This is a genomic window from Geodermatophilus ruber, from assembly GCF_900114385.1.
GTDB classification, from domain to species: Bacteria; Actinomycetota; Actinomycetes; order Mycobacteriales; family Geodermatophilaceae; genus Geodermatophilus; species Geodermatophilus ruber.
On sequence record NZ_FOSW01000003.1, the window covers coordinates 237,410 to 254,693 of the forward strand.

A 17,284-nucleotide genomic window follows, 5' to 3' on the forward strand; every position below is an offset into this window, starting at 1 on the left:
AGGGGTCGCGAAGGCGGGGCACTCCCCCCGGATCGACGTAGGCTCGCAGAGGTGATCGACCCGAAGTCACCCCCTGAGGACCTGCCCCGGCTGACCGACCCGCTGGTGGTCGTCGCCTTCGAGGGCTGGAACGACGCCGGGGACGCCGCCACCGGGGCGCTGGAGCACCTCGAGCTCATCTGGGACGCCACCCCGCTCGCCGCGCTGGACCCCGAGGACTACTACGACTTCCAGGTCAACCGGCCCACCGTCTCGCTCATCGGTGGGGTCAGCCGCCGGATCGAGTGGCCCACCACCCGCGTCTCCGTCGCCCGCCCGCCGGGCTCCGACCGCGACATCGTGCTGATCCGCGGCATCGAGCCGAACATGCGGTGGCGCGGCTTCTGCGAGGAGCTCATCGAGCTGTGCCGGGAGCTGGACGCCCGCACCGTGATCGGCCTCGGCGCGCTGCTCGCCGACACCCCGCACACCCGGCCCACCCCGGTCACCGGCTCGGCCTACGACGCCGAGTCGGCGGAGCGGTGGGGGCTGGAGACCTCCCGGTACGAGGGGCCCACCGGCATCCTCGGCGTCTTCCAGGACGCCTGCGTGCAGGCCGGCCTGCCGGCCATCAGCTTCTGGGCGGCCGTGCCCCACTACGTCTCCCAGCCGCCGTCCCCGCGGGCCACGGTCGCGCTGCTGCAGCGCGTCGAGGAGGTCCTCGAGGTCGCGGTGCCGCTGGGCGCGCTGCCGCAGCAGGCCGATGACTGGGTCAAGACCGTCGACGAGATGGCCAACGAGGACGCCGAGGTCGTCGAGTACGTGCGATCGCTCGAGGAGCGGGCCACCGAGGTCGACCTGTCCAACGCCAGCGGCGACAGCATCGCCCGGGAGTTCGAGCGCTACCTGCGCCGCCGCGGCTCTTCCCCCAACTGATCCGGCCGGTCCCGCGGCGTCGACTGCCGCGGGACCGGCGGAGCTGGGCCCCTGCCTGCCGGGTGTTCCCGCCCGGCGTGCAGTCGCTGCGGTTTGTTGGGGATAACGGCATAGCGGACGCGCCGGGGCCGCCGGCAGGCGCGCGCAGTGCGACCAGGCCCCGACAGGCGTCGACCCCTGCCCCGGGTCGACCGCCCCCGGCCGGATGCCTCGAGTCGGCTGATCCGGGTCGACTACGCCCGGTCGACGTAGTGGATGTCGAAGGGCTTGTTGGTGATGAACAGGAAGGTGCAGTCGCCGTCGGCCGAGGCGCCGTGCTCCATGACACCGCCCTCGGGGAACCAGTCGAAGGTGCCGGGCCCGTAGGTGCCCCGGTGCGTGGTGAGGCGGCCCTCGAGGACGTAGATGCCGTGGGCGCAGGGGTGGGTGTGCCACGGGTTGGTCCAGCCGGCGCGGTAGACGATCTTCATGACCTGCATGCCCGTGTCGGCGTCGTCGACGAGCGGGATCGCGGGCAGTTCCACGCCCTGCTCGGGGATCGGGAAGCCGATCCACTCCTGGCGGTTCGTGTCGATCACGGTCAGCTCGACCGGCTGCAGGGTCTCGGACACGGCGGATCGCTCCCTCCGGGAGGGGTGCCGGGCGACCGGCGGGTGCCCACTATCGACAGCCCCGGCGCCCGGGTCAAGGAGTCCCGACCCGCCGGGGACGCCGGTGACCTTCCTGCCCGCCGCCTCCCCCGCTGCGGCGCGCCCAGCGGCGTCCCTCCGGCGCTCTGTTGGGGATAACGGCGCGATGCGTGACGGCGGTCGCCCCGGGAGCCGGGACGCGGCGGAGGGCGGGAGCTACCGGGGCGGGAGGAGCGGGCGCATCGCCGAGGTGGCGTCGGCGTCGAAGAGCCGGTCGTGCATCGCCAGCGCGAACCGGTCGGTCATCCCGGACACGTAGTCCACGACCTGCGTCACCGGGTCGGCCTCGGTGTCGCGGTAGGACGCCGGGATCAGCTCCGGGCGGGCCAGGTGGTGGTCGACCAGCCGGCGGGTGACGTCGATCGCCAGCTGCTTCTGCCCGGTGGCGATCTCGGAGGCGTAGACCCGCTGGAACATGAACGCCCGCAGCTCGTGCATCGCCTCGAGCGGCTCGGCGGCCATCACCACCAGCCCGTCGCCGTCCCCTGCCGCCAGCGACCCCGCGATGACCGCGTCGATCATCGCGCCGACCATCTGGCTGCCCGGCTCACCGAACACGGCCCGGGCCCGGGCGGGCAGGTCACCGGGGCGCAGCACCCCCGCGCGGACGGCGTCCAGCGCGTCGTGCGACAGGTAGCCGATCCGGTCGGCGTAGCGCACGCACTCGGCCTCCCGGGTGGCCGGCGGCGGGGCGATCTTCCAGCTGTGCGCCCGGATGCCGTCGCGGACCTCCCAGGTGAGGTTGAGGTGCTCGAGCACCTCCACGATCCGCACCCCCTGGGCGGCGTGGTGCCAGCCCCCCGGCACGTAGGGCTCCAGCGCGTCCTCGCCGATGTGCCCGAACGGCGAGTGGCCGAGGTCGTGGCCCAGCGCGATCGCCTCGGCCAGGGTCTCGTTGAGCCCCAGCGCCCGGGCCAGCGAGCGGGCCACCTGGGTCACCTGCAGCGTGTGGGTGAGGCGGGTGACGAAGTGGTCGCCGTCGGGGTTGAGAAAGACCTGGGTCTTGTGCTTGAGCCGGCGGAAGGCCTTGGCGTGCAGGATCCGGTCGCGGTCGCGCTCGAAGGCGGTCCGCAGTGCGTCCTCCGGCTCCGGGTGGGCGCGCCCCCGGGTGGCCGCCGCGCGGGTGGCCGCCGGCGCCAGGTGCGCCTCGGCGGCCTCCCGGGCCGCGCGGTCGGCCAGCCGGAACGGCCCCCCACCGGTCATCAGCTGTCCTGCAGCGCCACACCGAGGAGGGCGTCGACCGCGTCGCACACGATCGTCGGGGCGCCGTCCTCGAGCTCGTCGCCGCGCGTCCCGGCGAGGGTCCGCGCCGCCCACTCGTCGACCAGCGCGATCGCCCCGGGGCTGTCGAGGTCGTCGGAGAGCCGTTCGCGCAGGCCCTGGAGCACCGGCGCGGCCGGCGCCCCGGCGGCGCGGGCCACGGCGCGGCGCCAGGTGACCAGCCGCTCCTGCGCCGCGGTCAGCAGGTCCGGCGTCCAGAACCGGTCGGTGCGGTAGTGCCCGGCCAGCAGCGCCAGCCGGATCGCCATCGGGTCGACGCCGTCCCCCCGCAGCCGGGAGACGAAGACCAGGTTGCCGCGGCTCTTGCTCATCTTCTCGCCGTCGAGGCCGATCATCGCCGCGTGCACGTAGGCCCGCGCGAAGGGCTTGGTCGCCGTCAGCGCCTCGGCGTGCACGGCGGAGTACTCGTGGTGCGGGAAGACCAGGTCGCTGCCGCCGCCCTGGACGTCGAAGCCCATGCCGATCGTCTCGAGCGCGATCGTGGCGCACTCGATGTGCCAGCCCGGACGCCCGACCGTCCCCCGGGGGCCCGCCCAGGAGGGCTCGCCGGGCCGCTCCCCGCGCCACAGCAGCGGGTCGAGCCGATTGCGCTTGCCCGGACGGTCCGGGTCGCCGCCGCGCTCGGCGAAGAACCGCAGCATGGTGGCCTCGTCGTAGCGGGACTCCGCTCCGAACCCGGGGGCCAGGGCGACGTCGTGGTAGACGTCACCGGTGCCGTCGTCGAGGACGTAGGCCAGCCCCTCGTCGAGCAGGGATTCGATGTGCGCCACGATCCGCGGGATCGACTCCACGGCGCCGATGTAGTCCTCGGGCGGCAGGATCCGCAGCGCGGTCATGTCCTCGCGGAACAGGGCCGTCTCCCGCATGGCCAGGACGATCCAGTCCTCGCCGTCGCGCTCGGCGCGCTCGAGCAGCGGGTCGTCGATGTCGGTGACGTTCTGCACGTAGTGCACGGCGTGGCCGGCGTCCCGCCACAGCCGGTTCACCAGGTCGAACGCCAGGTAGGTGGCGGCGTGGCCGAGGTGGGTGGCGTCGTAGGGGGTGATCCCGCAGACGTACATCCGGGCGGTCCGATCCGGATTGGTGGCGACCACCTCACCGCGGGCGGTGTCGTACAGCTTGAGCACGGAACCGGTGCCCGGAAGGGTCGGCAGGAGCGGAGCAGGCCAGGCGAGCACGCTACGAGCCTAGATGCGCCTACCGACGGCGCCGGTCGCCCCTCATCCTGTCGGTGGAGGGGAACGCCACTCCGCAGGAGGAGCAGCCATGGAGCTCGACCAGTACCTGCCGGTCCTGCGGAAGGCGGACGTGCGCTTCGCCGACGCCGCCGCCGAGGCGGTGCTGGCCCGCGGCTGGGGTGCGCAGGTGCCCTGCTGTCCCGGCTGGACGCTGGCCGACCTGGTCTGGCACCTGGCCGAGGTGCAGCACTTCTGGGCCTGGGTGGTGCGCACCCGGGCGAGCGACCCGAGCGGGTACGTCCCGCCGGCCCGCCGGCCGAACGAGGAGCTGCTCGGCTGGCTGCTGGCCCAGTCCGCGGAGCTGGAGGCGGTGCTCGCCCGCACCGACCCGGCCCAGCGGGTGTGGACCTGGGCGCCGCAGAAGAACGTCGCCTTCGTGCTGCGCCGCCAGACCCACGAGGCCGTGGTGCACACCGAGGACGTCGAGGAGGTGCTCGGCGACGTCCGGCCCATCCCGGTCGACGTCGGGCTCGACGGCCTGGACGAGTGGCTGGAGGTCATGGTCCCCGCGGCGCTGCCGGAGGGACCGCCGGAGCAGGCGCACCCGGTGGTGTTCCACGTCGTGGACACCCGGACCGAGCGGGTGCTGTTCGCCGGCACCCGGCCGGTGCCGATCGCCACGCTGTTCGGCACCGCGGGGGACCTGATGCTGGCGGTGTGGCGGCGAGTGCCGCTGGAGGTGCTCACGGTGGACGGCGACGGCCCGCAGGCGGCCGCGATGATCGGCCTGGTCCGGGTGGAGTAGGCCCGGGCGGTTCAGGGCCAGGGGGTGGCGTGCCGGCGGCAGCCCGCGCGGCTCAGAACGGCGGCCAGGGCAGCGCGGGCCAGTCGCCGCTGGGCTGCGGGTGGCGCCCGGTGCGCAGCAGCTCGGCGACCCGCTGCTGCGTGCGCCGCACCTCGCGGCGGGTGAGGTGCTCGTGCAGCTGCTCGCCCAGGTCGGCGAGCAACCCGTCGGCCAGCTGCTCGAGCACCCGCACCGCCTCGGCGGTCAGCGGCTGCCCGGCCCAGCGCCACAGCAGGGTGCGCAGCTTCGGGTCGACGGAGAAGCAGATGCCGTGGTCGACGCCGTACACGTGCCCGTCGGGCATCGGGATGATGTGCCCGCCCTTGCGGTCGGCGTTGTTCACGACCGCGTCGAACACCGCCATCCGCCGCAGCCCGGGGTCGTCGGCGCGGACGAACGCGGCCAGGTCGACGTCCGGGTCGCCGTCGACCCACAGCTGCACCATGCCGGGCCCGAACGGCCCGTCGCGCAGCACCGTGGGCGGCACGATCTGCCAGCCGGTGTGCTCCGACACCAGCGCGGCGGCGACCTCGCGGCCGGCGAGCGTGCCGTCGGGGAAGTCCCACAGCGGCCGCTCCCCCGCGACCGGCTTGTACACGCACTCGGCCGCGAGCTCGCCGGTGCGGATCGTGCCGACCAGGGTGACGTTGCTGGCGTCGAGCATGCGGCCCTCGAGGTCGATCTCGCCCTCGAGCAGCAGCGCGCGCGCCTCCTCGTGCCCGAGCGGCGCGCGGACCTCCGACGCCGGCTCGGCGGGTGGCTCGTTCATCGCGGCGTGCGGGCCGCGCTCAGCGGCGGTAGCCGTTCTGACGGGGGCACACGTGCCCGCTGGGGTCCAGCGGCAGGGAGCACAGCGGACAGGCCGGGCGGCCGGCGGACACCACGCGGCGGGCCCGCGCGACGAAGGAGCGGGCCGCGCCCGGGGTGATGGTCACCCGCAGGGCGTCGGGCCCGTCCTCGCTGTCGGAGAGGATCGCGTCCTCGTCGATCGGCTCCTCGCCGGCGGCGACCGCCTCGACGACGACGGCCTGCGCCTCGCCGTCCCAGGCCAGGCCCATGGCGGCGACGCGGAACTCCTCGTCGACCGGGGCGGTGAGCGGCTCCAGGTCGTCGACGTCGGCGTCGGGCGGGACGACGGTGCCCGGGCGGGTGGCGATCTCGTCGAGGAGTTCGCTCATCCGCTCGGCGAGCACCTGCACCTGGGACTTCTCCAGCGCGACGCTGATCACGCGGCCGGAGTCGTCGGAGGCCTGGAGGTAGAAGGTGCGGTCGCCCGGCTGCCCGACCGTGCCGGCGACGAACCGGGACGGGCGCTCGAAGAGGTAGACCTGGCGGGGCACATCCCCAGGTTACGCGGGAGTCCGCGCCCGGCCAGCCCCGGACGCGCAGCTCACACGGTCGCCCCGGCGCCGCCACCGACGACCGCGTCGGAGTCGGCCTTGCGGCGCCGCCGTCCCTTCCGCGGGGGCGGGACGAACGCGGCGACGTCCCCGCCGGTGTCGTTGACCCGCACCACGAACGGCCGGGTCTCGGTGTAGGTGACCACGGAGATCGACGCCGGGTCGACCACGATCCGCTGGAACTGGTCCAGGTGCAGGCCGAGGGCGTCGGCGAGGATCGCCTTGATCACGTCGCCGTGGCTGCAGGCCAGCCACACCGCGTCCGGCCCGAGGGTGGCGTTCCAGGAACGGACGGCGGCCACCGCCCGGGCCTGGGTGTGCGCCAGCCCCTCCCCCTCGGCGCCGGGGAACACCGCCGCCGAGGGATGCTGCTGGACGACCTTCCACAGCGGGTCCTTGACCAGCTCCTTGAGCGGGCGGCCGGTCCAGTCGCCGTAGCGGGCCTCGCCGAGCCGCTCGTCGGTCCGCAGCTCCAGCGGCCGGCCGGCGAGCACGGCGGCGGCGGTCTGCTGGCAGCGCTCCAGGGGGCTGCTCACCACCGCCGCCAGGGGCACCGGCGCCAGCCGCTCCCCCACCGCCTTCACCTGCAGGGAGCCGGTCTCGTCGAGCTGCACGCCGGGGGTCCAGCCGGCGAGGACGCCGCCGGCATTGGCCGACGTCCGGCCGTGCCGCAGGAGGATCACGGTGGTCACGACGTCCGAGCGTAGGCCCCGCCCCGGGGCCCGCCGCGAGCCCGCGAAGGGTGGGCAGGCCGACGGTCACTGCGGCGCGAGCACCCCGGCGGCCAGCAGGCCGAGGATCAGCGCGCCGAGCGCGATCCGGTAGACGACGAACGGGGTGAAGCTGCCCCGGTCGAGGTAGCGCAGCAGCCAGGCGATCACGCTGAGGCCGACGCCGAAGGCGAGCACCGTGGCCAGGATCGTCGGGCCCCACGCGACGCTCTGCCCCGCGATGTCGCCGGTGAGCGCCTCGTAGGCCTGGAAGAACCCCGAGCCCAGGACGGCGGGGATCGCCAGCAGGAAGGAGTAGCGGGCCGCGGCGGCGCGGGAGTAGCCGAGGAACAGGCCCATGGTGATCGTGCCGCCCGAGCGGGAGACCCCGGGGACGATGGCCATCGCCTGGGCGAACCCGAAGGCGATGCCGTGCCCGACGGTGAGCTGCTGCAGGTCTCGCTTCTTGCTGCCCACGCGGTCGGCCCAGAAGAGGACCAGCGAGAACACGATCAACGCCGTGGCGACGATCCAGAGGCTGCGGAAGGTGGTCTCGATGGCGTCCTGGAACAGCACCCCGAGGACGACGATCGGCAGGCTGCCGATGATGATCAGCCAGCCCATGCGGGCGTCGGGGTCGCTGCGCTGCGACCGGTCGCCCAGGGAGCGGACCCAGGCGCGGATGATCCGCCAGATGTCGTGCCGGAAGTAGAGCAGCACCGCGGCCTCGGTGCCGATCTGGGTGATCGCGGTGAACGCCGCGCCCGGGTCGTCCCAGCCGAAGGCCTCACCGACCACGCGCAGGTGCGCGCTGGAGGAGATGGGCAGGAACTCCGTCAGGCCCTGGACCAGGCCCAGGACGACCGCCTCGAACCAGCTCATCGTCCGATCGCCCCCCGTTCCGGGGTGCGGGGGCGGGAAGGGGCGGGGCGGGATCCTCGGAGCACGGAAGGTCAGGGTAGGCGCGGCCGCCGGGGATGCCGCCCCGCCGCCCCGCCGCCCCGAGGGTCGTGCCGCTCCCCGGCCCGGCCCGGTGCGCGCCGGTAGGTTGGCCCCCCGTGGAACAACGCGCACTTGGGCGCAGCGGTCTGGTCGTCTCCCGCCTCGCGCTGGGCACCATGACCTGGGGCCGGGACACCGACGAGGACGAGGCCGCCATGCAGTTGACGGCGTTCGTCGACGCCGGCGGCACGTTGGTCGACACCGCCGACGTCTACTGCGACGGGGAGAGCGAGCGCACCCTGGGCCGGCTGCTCGCCGACGTCGTGCCCCGCTCCCAGGTGCTGGTGGCCTCCACGGCGGCGGGCCGCACCCAGCCCGGGCCGATGGGCCGCGGCGGCTCCCGCGGGCACCTGCTGGCCGCGCTCGACGCCTCGCTGGAGCGGCTCGGCCTGGACCACCTCGACCTGTGGCAGCTGCACGCCTGGGACGACACGACCCCGCTGGAGGAGACCCTGGCCGCCTGCGACGCCGCGGTCTCCTCGGGGCGGGTGCGGTACGTGGGTGTCAGCAACTTCACCGGCTGGCAGACCGCCCAGGCGGCCACCTGGCAGCGGGCCTGGCCGGGCCGGGTGCCGCTGGTGAGCACCCAGGTCGAGTACTCGCTGCTGCAGCGCGGCGTGGAGCGGGAGGTCGTGCCGGCCGCCGAGGCGCTGGGGCTGGGGGTGCTGGCCTGGTCCCCGCTGGGGCGGGGCATCCTCACCGGCAAGTACCGGCACAGCACCCCCTCGGAGTCCCGCGGCGCCTCCCCGCAGTGGCAGGGGTTCATCGACGGGCTGCGCTCCCCGGCCTCCGACCGGATCGTCGAGGCGGTGATCACCGCCGCCGAGGGGCTGGGCACCACCCCGCTGGCCGTCGCGCTGGCCTGGGTGCGCGACCGGCCGGGCGTGACCGCCCCGGTGATCGGCGCGCGCACCGCGCAGCAGCTGCAGGCCTCGCTGGACGCCGAGGCGGTGCGGCTGCCGGCGGCGATCCGCACCGCGCTGGAGGACGTCTCGGCGCCGTACTTCTCCTACCCCGAGCACCGGTCGGACCGGTGAGCGCGCCAGCACCCGACCCGGTCTTCACCGCCTTCTGCGCCGCCGGGCTGTGGCCCGGGCTCGGCAAGCGGGCGGCGGCCGAGCTGCCGGCCGCCGGGATCACCTCCGCCGACGCCGTCACCGCCGACCGGCTGCTCGCGCTCCCGCGGGTGGGCCGGCAGCGTGCCGAGCGGCTGTTCTCCAGCTTCCTGGCCGCGCAGCCCACCTACGCCGTCGTCGCGCTGCTGGTCGGCGCCGGGCTGGAGGCGCGGCTGGCCGCCACCGCCGCCGACGCACTGGGCAGCGACGCGGCCCGCCGGCTGCGCGACGACCCCTGGGCGCTGCTCGGCCTCCCGGGGGTGACGCTGGGCGACGCGGACCGGCTGGCCATCTCCGTGCTGCCCGGCGCCGACCGGCAGGACAGCCGCCGCGGCCGGGCGATCGTGGCGATGACCCTGCGGACGGCGACCCGCGACGGGCACACCGTGCTCCCGGCCGACCTGGTGGTGGCCGCGCTGCGCGCCGAGCAGATCGCCGACCCCGCGGCCGCGATCGCCGCCGCGGTGGAGTCCGGCGAGGTGCTCGAGCACGAGCCACCGGAGCCGGAGTTCGATGAGGACGCCGATCTGGACGAGCTGCCCGAGCCGGACCCGGCGCTGCGCACGCTGTCGCTGGCCCGCTTCGGGATGGCCGAGGAGGCGGTGGCCGAGAACGTGGCCCGGCTGGCCGCGACGGCGGAGCGGATCGCCGACCCCGCCGCCGTCCGGTCGGTGGCCAAGGGCCTGGACGACGCGCAGAAGGCCGCCGTCGCCCAGGTGCTGGGCGCCGGCGTATCGCTGCTGACCGGCGGGCCGGGCACCGGCAAGAGCCGCACCGTGGCGGCGATCGTGACGCTGCTGCGCAGCAAGGGCAGCGAGGTCGCGCTGGCCGCCCCCACCGGCCGTGCCGCCAAGCGGCTGGAGGAGCTCACCGACCACCCGGCGGTCACCGTGCACCGGCTGCTGGGCGCGCAGGGCACCTCCGGCGGGTTCGCCCGCAACGAGGAGTGGCCGCTGGACGCCGACGTCGTGGTGGTGGACGAGGCCTCGATGCTCGACGTGGAGCTGACCGCGGCGCTGCTGGAGGCCTGCCCGGACGGCACCCACCTGCTGCTGGTCGGCGACCCGGCGCAGCTGCCCTCGATCGGCCCCGGCCACGTGCTCGGTGACCTCATCGACTCCGGCGTGGTCCCGTTCACCGAGCTGACCACCCTCTACCGGCAGGCCGAGGGCGGGGCGATCGCCCGGCTGGCCAACGCCGTCCGGGCCGGGGAGCTGCCGCCGGTGGACTCCCCCGACCGCGAGGTGGTCGTCGTCCCGGCGACCGGCAGCGCGGAGGCGGCCCAGCGGGTGGTGCAGTTGGTCACCGACTCCATCCCGCGGGCGCTGGGCATCGACCCGGCGACGGTGCAGGTGGTGACGCCGGTGCACCGCGGCGCGGCGGGCACGATCGAGCTGAACAAGGCGCTCAAGGCGAAGCTCAACCCGGGCGAGGGCACGGTGTGGGGCTTCGACGTCGGCGACCGGGTGGTGGCCACCGCGAACCACCTGGACCTGGAGCCGATCGGGTTCGCCAACGGCGAGGTCGGGGTGGTCACCGGCACCGGCGACGGCACGCTGGACGTCGCCTTCGCCTCGGGTCCGGTGACGGTGAGCGGGAAGGCGATGAGCGACCTGCGGCACGGCTGGGCGATCACCGTGCACCGCGCGCAGGGCTCGGAATGGCCCGGCGTCGTCGTCGTCCTGCCGCCGGAGGCCGGGGGGATGCTGTCGCGGCCGCTGGTCTACACCGCCCTCACCCGGGCGCAGCGGCACCTGTCGGTCGTGCACGCGAGCGGCGCGGCGCTGGCCCGGGCGGTGCGCGAGGTCGACGTCCGGCCGCGGCGCACCCGGCTGGCGCAGCTGCTCGCCGAGAACGCCGGCTGACCCCGACGGGGTCGGTCCCGGCCGGCCCCCGAGGCGCGGTCGCCGACCAGCAGGGCGCTGCGCCGCTGCGGCACGGAGGCCCCCGCTGGCGGGGCGGTGGCCGGGGACGAGGTGTGACCGTCGCTCCGGGCGGGCAGAGGGGCCGTGTTCCGCCCCCACCGCCGCCACCCCCGAGGAACCCATGACAGACACGCCCGGCCAGACGGCCATGGTCTTCGCGCCCACCCCCCTGCTGACCATCACCGTGGAACCGGGCGTCGACGAGCAGCCCGAGATCCACCTGCACGCCGGCGGGCAGGGTTTCTGGCTCGCCCGGATGCTGACCACCCTGGGCATCGGGACGACCATCGCCGCGCCGTTCGGCGGGGAGACCGGCTTCGTCCTGGACCGGCTGATCGCCGCCGAGGGCGTGCAGGTGCGCAGCACCGGCAGCGCCGGCGCCAACGGCGCCTACATCCACGACCGCCGCGACGGCGACCGCGAGCCGCTGGTCAACGTCCTGCCGCCGGTGCTCACCCGGCACGAGGTCGACGAGCTCTACAGCGGGGCGCTGGCCGTCGGGCTCGAGGCCGACGTCGCCGTCCTCGGCGGGCCGGACACCCTCGGGATCGCCCCGCCGGGCACGCTCCCGGCCGACACCTACCGCCGGCTCACCGCGGACCTGCGCGCGGTCGGCGTCCCGGTGATCGCCGACCTCTCCGGGGAACCGCTGACCGCCGCCCTGGCCGGTGGCCTCACCCTGCTCAAGGTCAGCCACGAGGACCTGGTCGAGGACGGCCGGGCCGACGCCGAGGACCCGGCCGCGCTGGTGAAGGCGATGCGCGCGATGGCCGACGAGGGCGCGGAGTCGGTCGTCGTGTCCCGGGCCGGCGACCCCGCGCTGGCCCTGATCGACGGCGAGGTGGTCGAGATCGAGGCCCCGCCGCTGCAGCTGCAGGAGCACCGCGGGGCCGGGGACTCGATGACCGCCGGCATCGCCGCCGCGCTCGCCCGCGGCCGGGACCTGCCGGACGCGCTGCGGCTGGGGGCCGCCGCGGGGGCGCTGAACGTGACCCGCCGGGGCCTGGCGACCGGCCAGCGCGACGTCATCGAGTCCCTGGCCGAGCACGTGCGGATCAGGACCGTCGAGGGGGCGTGACCGTGCGGGTGCTGGTGACCAACGACGACGGCATCGACAGCCCCGGGCTGCACCGGCTGGCGAAGCTCGCGGTCGAGGCCGGACTGGACGTGCTGGTCGCGGCGCCCGACGTGGAGTACAGCGGCAGCAGCGCCGCGCTCACCGCGATGGCCGACGGCGGCCGCCTCGCGCTGCGCGAGCGCAGCCTCCCCGGGGTGGGCGCCGAGCGGGTGCTGGCGGTGGAGGCCACCCCCGGGTTCATCGTGTTCGCCGGTGTCCGCGGGGCCTTCGGCAAGCGCCCCGACCTGGTCCTCTCCGGCATCAACCGCGGGCCCAACACCGGCACCGCGATCCTGCACTCCGGCACGGTCGGGGCGACGCTCACCGGCGCCACGCACGGCCTGCCGGGTCTGGCGGTCTCCCTGGCCGCCCCCGACCCCGACGAGTGGGACACCGCCGAGGAGGCGGCCCGCCGCGCGCTGGCCTGGCTGCTCGACAACCCGGTGGGCCCCGTGGTGGTGAATGTGAACGTGCCGAACGTGCCCCTCGACCGGCTCAAGGGGCTGCGGCCGGCCCGGCTGGCGTCCTTCGGCGCGGTGCAGGCGGAGGTCGGCGAGACCGGCGAGGGTTTCGTGACGCTCACCTTCAGCGAGATCGACGAGGATCCGGCCCCCGGCAGCGACGTCGCCCTCCTCCGCCAGGGGTGGGCGACGGTGACCGCGCTGCGCGCGCCCTGCGAGGCCGGCGACCTCGAGCTCCCCGGCCTGGACGATGCCTGACCTGGACGGTGCCTGACCGTCGGCCCCGCGGCTGCGGGGCCGACGACCACCGGCGGGACGACCTTCGGCACTGTTCCCGGGTCGGCGACCTGCGGTTCCCTCAGTGCCGATGACCGCGATGCCGATGACCGCGATGCCGATGACCGCGATCCACCCACCCGGATGACCCCGCCCACGCCGGGCCCGGGGCCGGGGCCGCCCCCCGTGCCGGGACCGCCGCCGCCCCCCGAACCACCGCCGGTGCCGGTGCCGCCCCCCGTGCCGGGACCGCCGCCGCCCCCCGAACCCCCGCCGGTGCCGGTGCCGCCGCCCACGCCCGTGCCCCCGCCGGAGCCGGCACCGCCGCCGCCCCCCGAACCTCCGCCGCTGATCCCCCTCGGCCGCGGCTCCACCTCCGCCCTGGTGCGCCGCGCGGGCCTCCCGCCGGCCCTCCACCTCGCCGCCCTCCGCACCAGCGACCCCGACGGCGGAGTGGGGCGCGACCCCGGCCGCGGCGAGGCGAGCCAACCCGCCCGGGCGGCCCCGCAGTACCACCTCAGCAGCACGATCGACCTCCGGGCGGCGACGGACTGGCTGCGGGAGACCAACGCCGGACGCCCCGTCTCCCGGCGGCTGGCGCTCGTGGCGCTGCTGCTCGGGGCCACCGCCCGCGCCGCCGCCCGCGTGCCGGAGGTGAACGGGTTCCTCACCGACGACCGGTTCCGCCCCAGCGGCGCCGTCCACCTCGGGGTCGCCGTGGCGCTGCGCGGGGGTGGGCGGGCGACCCCGACGCTGCGCGACGCCGAGACCCTGCCCCTGGACGCGCTCATGCAGCAGCTGCGCGACGTCGTGGCGCGGGCCCGGGACGGACGGCTGCCGCGGACGGCGACGCCGGACGCGACGCTCACCGTCATCAACCTCGGCGACCTGGGCGCGGAGGCGTACTACGGGGTGATCACCCCGCCGCAGGTGGCGCAGGTGGGATACGGCCGGCTACGCGAGCAACCGTGGGCCGCCGACGGGATGCTCGGCATCCGCCCGGCGGTGACCGCCACCCTGTCGGCCGACCACCGGGTCAGCGACGGGGCGCGCGGCGGACGGTTCCTCCGGCTGGTGGGCGAGCTGCTGCAGCACCCGGAGGACCTGTGACCGGCCAGCAGGCATCGTGACCGGCCAGGCCGCGTGGGAGGCGGTGTGCACGGCGATCGGCCGGATCGCCCCCGAGGTCGACGTCGACGCCCTCGACGAGGGTGTCCGGCTGCGCCAGGACCTCGAGCTGGACTCGCTGGACTTCCTCCGCGTGCTGGAGAACGTCGTCACGCTGACCGGCGTCGACGTCCCCGAGCGCGCCTACGGCGAGGTGACCACCGTCGGCGGGCTGGTCGGGTACGTCGTGGCGCACGGCTGAGCGCCGCGTTCCGCGGCCCGGAGGTCAGGGCAGGTCGTCGTCCTCGACGACGGGGACGTCGGCCTCCTGCTCGAGGACGTCGGCGTCGTCGGCCTCCCGGTCACCGATCGGCTGCGGCTGCCCGCTCCCGATCCCCCGCGGCTGCGCCACCAGCTGCTGCTCGAGGGCGTCGGCCTCGGGCACGTCCTCCGGGGGCGGGGTGGCCTCGGTGGCCAGCACCACGTCGGGCGGCTCGACGAGCTCCTCCTGCTCCGCTCGGTCGGCCTCGGGCACCTCGAGGGGGCTGCCGGGGTCAGTCACACGTCCTCCTCGCCGGCGGTCGCCGGCCTCGAGCCGGCGGGGCTCCGCGGCGCGGCACCTCGACCGGGCGCGCCCGGTTCCGCCGGTCCCTGCTCGGGGTTGTACGGCCGGGGTCCATCCTGCCGCCCCCGCGGCCTGCCGGCAGGCCGGAGCGGACCGCGGTCGACCGGGGAGATGACGCGGGCGGCGGCGGGCGGGCACAATCGGCCGGATGGAGGCGGTTGCCGGGGAATACGAGTTCGCGCCGCTGCGGATCCCACCGGGTACGTCCCGATCCGCAGCGGCGACCATGCTGAGCCTGCAGGCCGATACCGGCGGCTGGGAGCTTGCCCGGCTGCAGCTGCATCCCGACGGCACCCGCAAGGCGATCCTGCGGCGCCGCGCCCGGCTCTCCTATCTGCCGAAGCCGCACATCTAGCATTCCCCGCCGGCGTCCCTTCTGCGATCGTGTGCCCACGCCGCGAAGGGAGCGGGACGTGGAGGCACGCCCGACGCTCATCCAGTCCGTGCAGCGGGCGCTGCACCTGCTCGAGGTCGTCGCCGAGCACGACGGCCGCCCCCGCGCCAAGGAGGTCGCCCGCGCCGCCGGGCTGCCCCTCGCCACCACCTACCACCTGCTGCGCACCTGCACCCACGAGGGCTGGCTGCAGCGGCTGGACGACGGCTCCTACGCGCTCGGGCACCGCTTCGACCTCGTCCGCGGGCGGGGGACGGCGGCCCGCGGCGTGGCGCACGCCCGGCCGGCGCTGGAGTGGCTGCGCGACGAGCTCGGCGGCGCGGTGTACCTGGCCCGCTGGGTGGACGGGGAGATCGTGGTCGCGGAGATCGTCGACAGCGCCCGTGCGCCACGCATCGACCTGTGGGTCGGCATCCACGACGCGGGGCACGCCACCGCCCTGGGCAAGTGCATCCTCGGCCAGCTGCCGGCGGTGGACCGCGAGGACTACCTGGCGCGCCACCCGCTGCACGCTCTGACTCCGCGGACGGTGGTCGACCGCCGCCGGTTGCGGCTGCCGGCCCCGGAGGACGTCGCGCGCGACGAGGGCGAGTACGCGGTGGGCATCAGCTGCCTGGCCGCCGCGGTGGCCGGGCAGGAGGCCGGGGCGGTCGGCGTCGTCGTCCCGCCCAGCGCCGTGGACCGTCCCGGGACCCGCCGGGCGGTGCTGGACGCCGCGCGGCGGGTCTCGCGGGCCCTCGTCCTCGGCTCGGCCTCCTGAGTCACCATCTGAAAACCGGGTGCTGGTCAGGTGGTGTTCCGGGTCACACCATGACCGCATGACCCCGAGCCCCGTGCCCGGATGGGCTGCCGCCGCGCTGTCGTCGGTGTTCGACCCCTGCTGCCGGGAGAAGGGCATCTCCGTCGTCGACATGGGCCTGCTCCGGTCGGTCACCGTGGACGGCGGGCACGCCCGCGTCGAGCTACTGCTCACCTCCGGCTGGTGCCCGTTCGCCGCGCGGGTGCTGACCGACGTCGAGCAGGCGATCGCCGCCCTGCCCGGCGTGGACACCTGCGAGGTCGAGATCGTCTGGGACGAGGCCTGGACGACCGACCGGCTGTCGGAGTCGGCCGCCCGGAAGCTGCGTTTCCTCCCCGATCCGGTTGCCGTCCCTGACCGCGACGCCTACCTCTCCGCCCACCGCCCCTGACCGAGGAGAACGACCATGATCGGCGACGCATTCGTGTTCGACGGGGTCGCGCACCCGTTCAACTTCACGCCGAAGAACGCCTTCGGGCCACCGGGGCAGATGTTCGCCAATCACCTGTACGCGTTCCACAACGCGCTGACGCCGGACAGCGAGCCGAAGCTGTCGCCCGAGGAGTTCCTCAAGGAGTGGACGCCGGCCGACATCCGGCAGATGGTCTACGAGCAGTCCGACACCGACATGCTCGTGGCGATGCCGCTGCCGCTGACCGACCTGTTCCGCGACGGGCTCTCCCCCTGGGAGGAGTGCGCCGACCTGGCCTCCCGCGACCCCGACCGCACGGTGTTCTGGGGCTCGGTCAACCCGCTGGAGGGACGCCGGGCGCTGGACCTCATGGAACGGCAGGTGGGCGAGTTCGGGGCCAAGGCGTTCAAGTTCTACAACGTCCGCTATGACTACGGCGCGCCCTTCCCCTGGCGGATGGACGACCCGCAGATCGCCTTCCCGGTCTTCGAGAAGGCGCAGGAGCTGGGCGTGAACCTGATCGGCGTGCACAAGGGCGTCCCGCTCGGCCCGCAGCCGATCGAGGCGACCCAGACCTGGGACATGGACGGCGCCGCCGCCAACTTCCCCGGCATCAACTTCGTGATCTTCCACGTCGGGCTGCCGTTCCTCGACGAGACGTGCTGGCAGCTGATCCGCCACCCGAACCTCTACGCGTCGATCGCGGCCACGGTGAACTTCGTCGTCCGCGCGCCGCGGATGTTCGCCGAGATCATCGGCAAGCTGCTGTTCTGGTGCGGCGAGGACAAGATCGTCTACGGCTCGGAGGCGCCGCTGTGGCACCCGCAGTGGGCGCTGCAGGCCTTCAGGGACTTCTCGATCCCCCAGGACCTCTGCGAGGGCTACGGCTACCCGCAACTGACCGACGTCGCCAAGCGGAAGATCCTCGGCGAGAACCTGCTGCGGCTGCACGGGATGGACGTCGAGGAGACGAAGGCGCGCCTGGGCCGGGCCCCGGCGCACTGACCGGTCCTGGACGCGGCCGGCTACGGCCG

General features: G+C 75.2%; 20 protein-coding genes. 12 read left to right on the forward strand and 8 right to left on the reverse strand.

Annotation, left to right across the window (positions count from 1 at the left end):
* Positions 1-51 precede the first annotated feature (51 nt).
* Positions 52-915 (forward strand): PAC2 family protein, encoded by an 864-nt coding sequence (locus BMZ50_RS06230; protein ID WP_091322389.1) that lies wholly within the window; start codon positions 52-54, stop codon positions 913-915.
* Between the two features lie 233 nt (positions 916-1,148).
* Here BMZ50_RS06230 and BMZ50_RS06235 read toward each other — a convergent pair whose 3' ends face one another.
* From BMZ50_RS06235 to mshC, 3 genes are all read right to left on the reverse strand, one after another.
* Positions 1,149-1,526: a cupin domain-containing protein gene (locus BMZ50_RS06235; RefSeq protein ID WP_218146121.1), complete on the reverse strand. Its 378-nt coding sequence runs from the start codon at positions 1,524-1,526 to the stop codon at positions 1,149-1,151.
* 234 nt (positions 1,527-1,760) lie between these two features.
* Positions 1,761-2,807 (reverse strand): HD domain-containing protein, encoded by a 1,047-nt coding sequence (locus BMZ50_RS06240; protein WP_091322390.1) that lies wholly within the window; start codon positions 2,805-2,807, stop codon positions 1,761-1,763.
* Complete coding sequence (gene mshC / locus BMZ50_RS06245) at positions 2,807-4,063, reverse strand: cysteine--1-D-myo-inosityl 2-amino-2-deoxy-alpha-D-glucopyranoside ligase (protein ID WP_091322391.1); 1,257 nt, start codon at positions 4,061-4,063, stop codon at positions 2,807-2,809. The genes BMZ50_RS06240 and mshC overlap by 1 nt, the downstream gene beginning before the upstream one ends.
* Before the next feature lie 88 nt (positions 4,064-4,151).
* On the opposite strand from mshC, the gene BMZ50_RS06250 reads away from it, so the two are divergent.
* Positions 4,152-4,868, forward strand: a complete 717-nt coding sequence (locus BMZ50_RS06250) for a maleylpyruvate isomerase family mycothiol-dependent enzyme (protein ID WP_091322392.1) — start codon at positions 4,152-4,154, stop codon at positions 4,866-4,868.
* Between the two features lie 52 nt (positions 4,869-4,920).
* Here the strand turns inward: BMZ50_RS06250 and BMZ50_RS06255 are convergent, their stop codons facing one another.
* From BMZ50_RS06255 to BMZ50_RS06270, 4 genes are all read right to left on the reverse strand, one after another.
* Positions 4,921-5,676: an SCO1664 family protein gene (locus BMZ50_RS06255; protein WP_091322393.1), complete on the reverse strand. Its 756-nt coding sequence runs from the start codon at positions 5,674-5,676 to the stop codon at positions 4,921-4,923.
* 19 nt (positions 5,677-5,695) lie between these two features.
* Positions 5,696-6,247, reverse strand: a complete 552-nt coding sequence (locus tag BMZ50_RS06260) for a DUF3090 family protein (RefSeq protein ID WP_091322395.1) — start codon at positions 6,245-6,247, stop codon at positions 5,696-5,698.
* 50 nt (positions 6,248-6,297) lie between these two features.
* On the reverse strand, positions 6,298-6,999 hold the full coding sequence (locus BMZ50_RS06265) for a histidine phosphatase family protein (RefSeq protein ID WP_091322396.1): 702 nt from the start codon (positions 6,997-6,999) through the stop codon (positions 6,298-6,300).
* A 66-nt stretch (positions 7,000-7,065) separates the two neighbouring features.
* On the reverse strand, positions 7,066-7,899 hold the full coding sequence (locus BMZ50_RS06270) for an undecaprenyl-diphosphate phosphatase (RefSeq protein WP_091322397.1): 834 nt from the start codon (positions 7,897-7,899) through the stop codon (positions 7,066-7,068).
* Positions 7,900-8,075: 176 nt separating this feature from the next.
* On the opposite strand from BMZ50_RS06270, the gene BMZ50_RS06275 reads away from it, so the two are divergent.
* The 6 genes from BMZ50_RS06275 (at position 8,076) to BMZ50_RS06305 (ending at position 14,282) form a co-directional block, all read left to right on the forward strand.
* Positions 8,076-9,056 (forward strand): aldo/keto reductase, encoded by a 981-nt coding sequence (locus BMZ50_RS06275; protein WP_091322399.1) that lies wholly within the window; start codon positions 8,076-8,078, stop codon positions 9,054-9,056.
* Entirely contained in the window at positions 9,053-10,999 is a 1,947-nt protein-coding gene (locus BMZ50_RS06280) for an AAA family ATPase (protein WP_091322400.1), read from the forward strand. Before BMZ50_RS06275 ends, BMZ50_RS06280 begins: the two co-directional genes overlap by 4 nt.
* 181 nt (positions 11,000-11,180) lie before the next feature.
* Positions 11,181-12,137: a 1-phosphofructokinase family hexose kinase gene (locus BMZ50_RS06285; protein WP_218146122.1), complete on the forward strand. Its 957-nt coding sequence runs from the start codon at positions 11,181-11,183 to the stop codon at positions 12,135-12,137.
* Entirely contained in the window at positions 12,134-12,895 is a 762-nt protein-coding gene (surE, locus tag BMZ50_RS06290; RefSeq protein ID WP_218146123.1) for a 5'/3'-nucleotidase SurE, read from the forward strand. The genes BMZ50_RS06285 and surE overlap by 4 nt, the downstream gene beginning before the upstream one ends.
* A gap of 402 nt (positions 12,896-13,297) precedes the next feature.
* Positions 13,298-14,023 (forward strand): 2-oxo acid dehydrogenase subunit E2, encoded by a 726-nt coding sequence (locus BMZ50_RS06300; protein ID WP_218146124.1) that lies wholly within the window; start codon positions 13,298-13,300, stop codon positions 14,021-14,023.
* 16 nt (positions 14,024-14,039) lie between these two features.
* The gene (locus BMZ50_RS06305) at positions 14,040-14,282 is read left to right on the forward strand and encodes an acyl carrier protein (protein WP_091322402.1); all 243 of its coding nucleotides are present in this window, start codon (positions 14,040-14,042) and stop codon (positions 14,280-14,282) included.
* A 24-nt stretch (positions 14,283-14,306) separates the two neighbouring features.
* Here BMZ50_RS06305 and BMZ50_RS06310 read toward each other — a convergent pair whose 3' ends face one another.
* A complete protein-coding gene (locus BMZ50_RS06310; protein ID WP_091322404.1) occupies positions 14,307-14,582 on the reverse strand; it encodes a hypothetical protein in 276 nt (91 codons plus the stop codon).
* A gap of 211 nt (positions 14,583-14,793) precedes the next feature.
* Between BMZ50_RS06310 and BMZ50_RS06315 the strand changes: the two genes are divergently transcribed.
* From BMZ50_RS06315 to BMZ50_RS06330, 4 genes are read left to right on the forward strand one after another with little or no spacing between them, the layout of a single operon-like run.
* Positions 14,794-15,000 carry a DUF5703 family protein gene (locus BMZ50_RS06315; RefSeq protein ID WP_091322421.1) on the forward strand — a complete coding sequence of 69 codons (207 nt, stop codon included), beginning with the start codon at positions 14,794-14,796 and terminating at the stop codon, positions 14,998-15,000.
* A gap of 58 nt (positions 15,001-15,058) precedes the next feature.
* Positions 15,059-15,799: an IclR family transcriptional regulator gene (locus BMZ50_RS06320; RefSeq protein WP_091322423.1), complete on the forward strand. Its 741-nt coding sequence runs from the start codon at positions 15,059-15,061 to the stop codon at positions 15,797-15,799.
* Positions 15,800-15,857: 58 nt separating this feature from the next.
* Positions 15,858-16,229, forward strand: a complete 372-nt coding sequence (locus BMZ50_RS06325) for a metal-sulfur cluster assembly factor (protein WP_091322424.1) — start codon at positions 15,858-15,860, stop codon at positions 16,227-16,229.
* Between the two features lie 15 nt (positions 16,230-16,244).
* Positions 16,245-17,255 (forward strand): amidohydrolase family protein, encoded by a 1,011-nt coding sequence (locus BMZ50_RS06330; protein WP_091322425.1) that lies wholly within the window; start codon positions 16,245-16,247, stop codon positions 17,253-17,255.
* The last annotated feature ends 29 nt before the right edge of the window (positions 17,256-17,284 follow it).

Bases quoted from the DNA above. Each gene is read 5' to 3' on its own strand.
- BMZ50_RS06240 (WP_091322390.1), bottom strand. From the start codon at position 2,807: ATGACCGGTGGGGGGCCGTTCCGGCTGGCCGACCGCGCGGCCCGGGAG.
- BMZ50_RS06250 (WP_091322392.1), top strand. From the start codon at position 4,152: ATGGAGCTCGACCAGTACCTGCCGGTCCTGCGGAAGGCGGACGTGCGC.
- BMZ50_RS06255 (WP_091322393.1), bottom strand. From the start codon at position 5,676: ATGAACGAGCCACCCGCCGAGCCGGCGTCGGAGGTCCGCGCGCCGCTC.
- BMZ50_RS06270 (WP_091322397.1), bottom strand. From the start codon at position 7,899: ATGAGCTGGTTCGAGGCGGTCGTCCTGGGCCTGGTCCAGGGCCTGACG.
- BMZ50_RS06285 (WP_218146122.1), top strand. From the start codon at position 11,181: ATGACAGACACGCCCGGCCAGACGGCCATGGTCTTCGCGCCCACCCCC.
- BMZ50_RS06315 (WP_091322421.1), top strand. From the start codon at position 14,794: ATGGAGGCGGTTGCCGGGGAATACGAGTTCGCGCCGCTGCGGATCCCA.
- BMZ50_RS06325 (WP_091322424.1), top strand. From the start codon at position 15,858: ATGACCCCGAGCCCCGTGCCCGGATGGGCTGCCGCCGCGCTGTCGTCG.
- BMZ50_RS06330 (WP_091322425.1), top strand. From the start codon at position 16,245: ATGATCGGCGACGCATTCGTGTTCGACGGGGTCGCGCACCCGTTCAAC.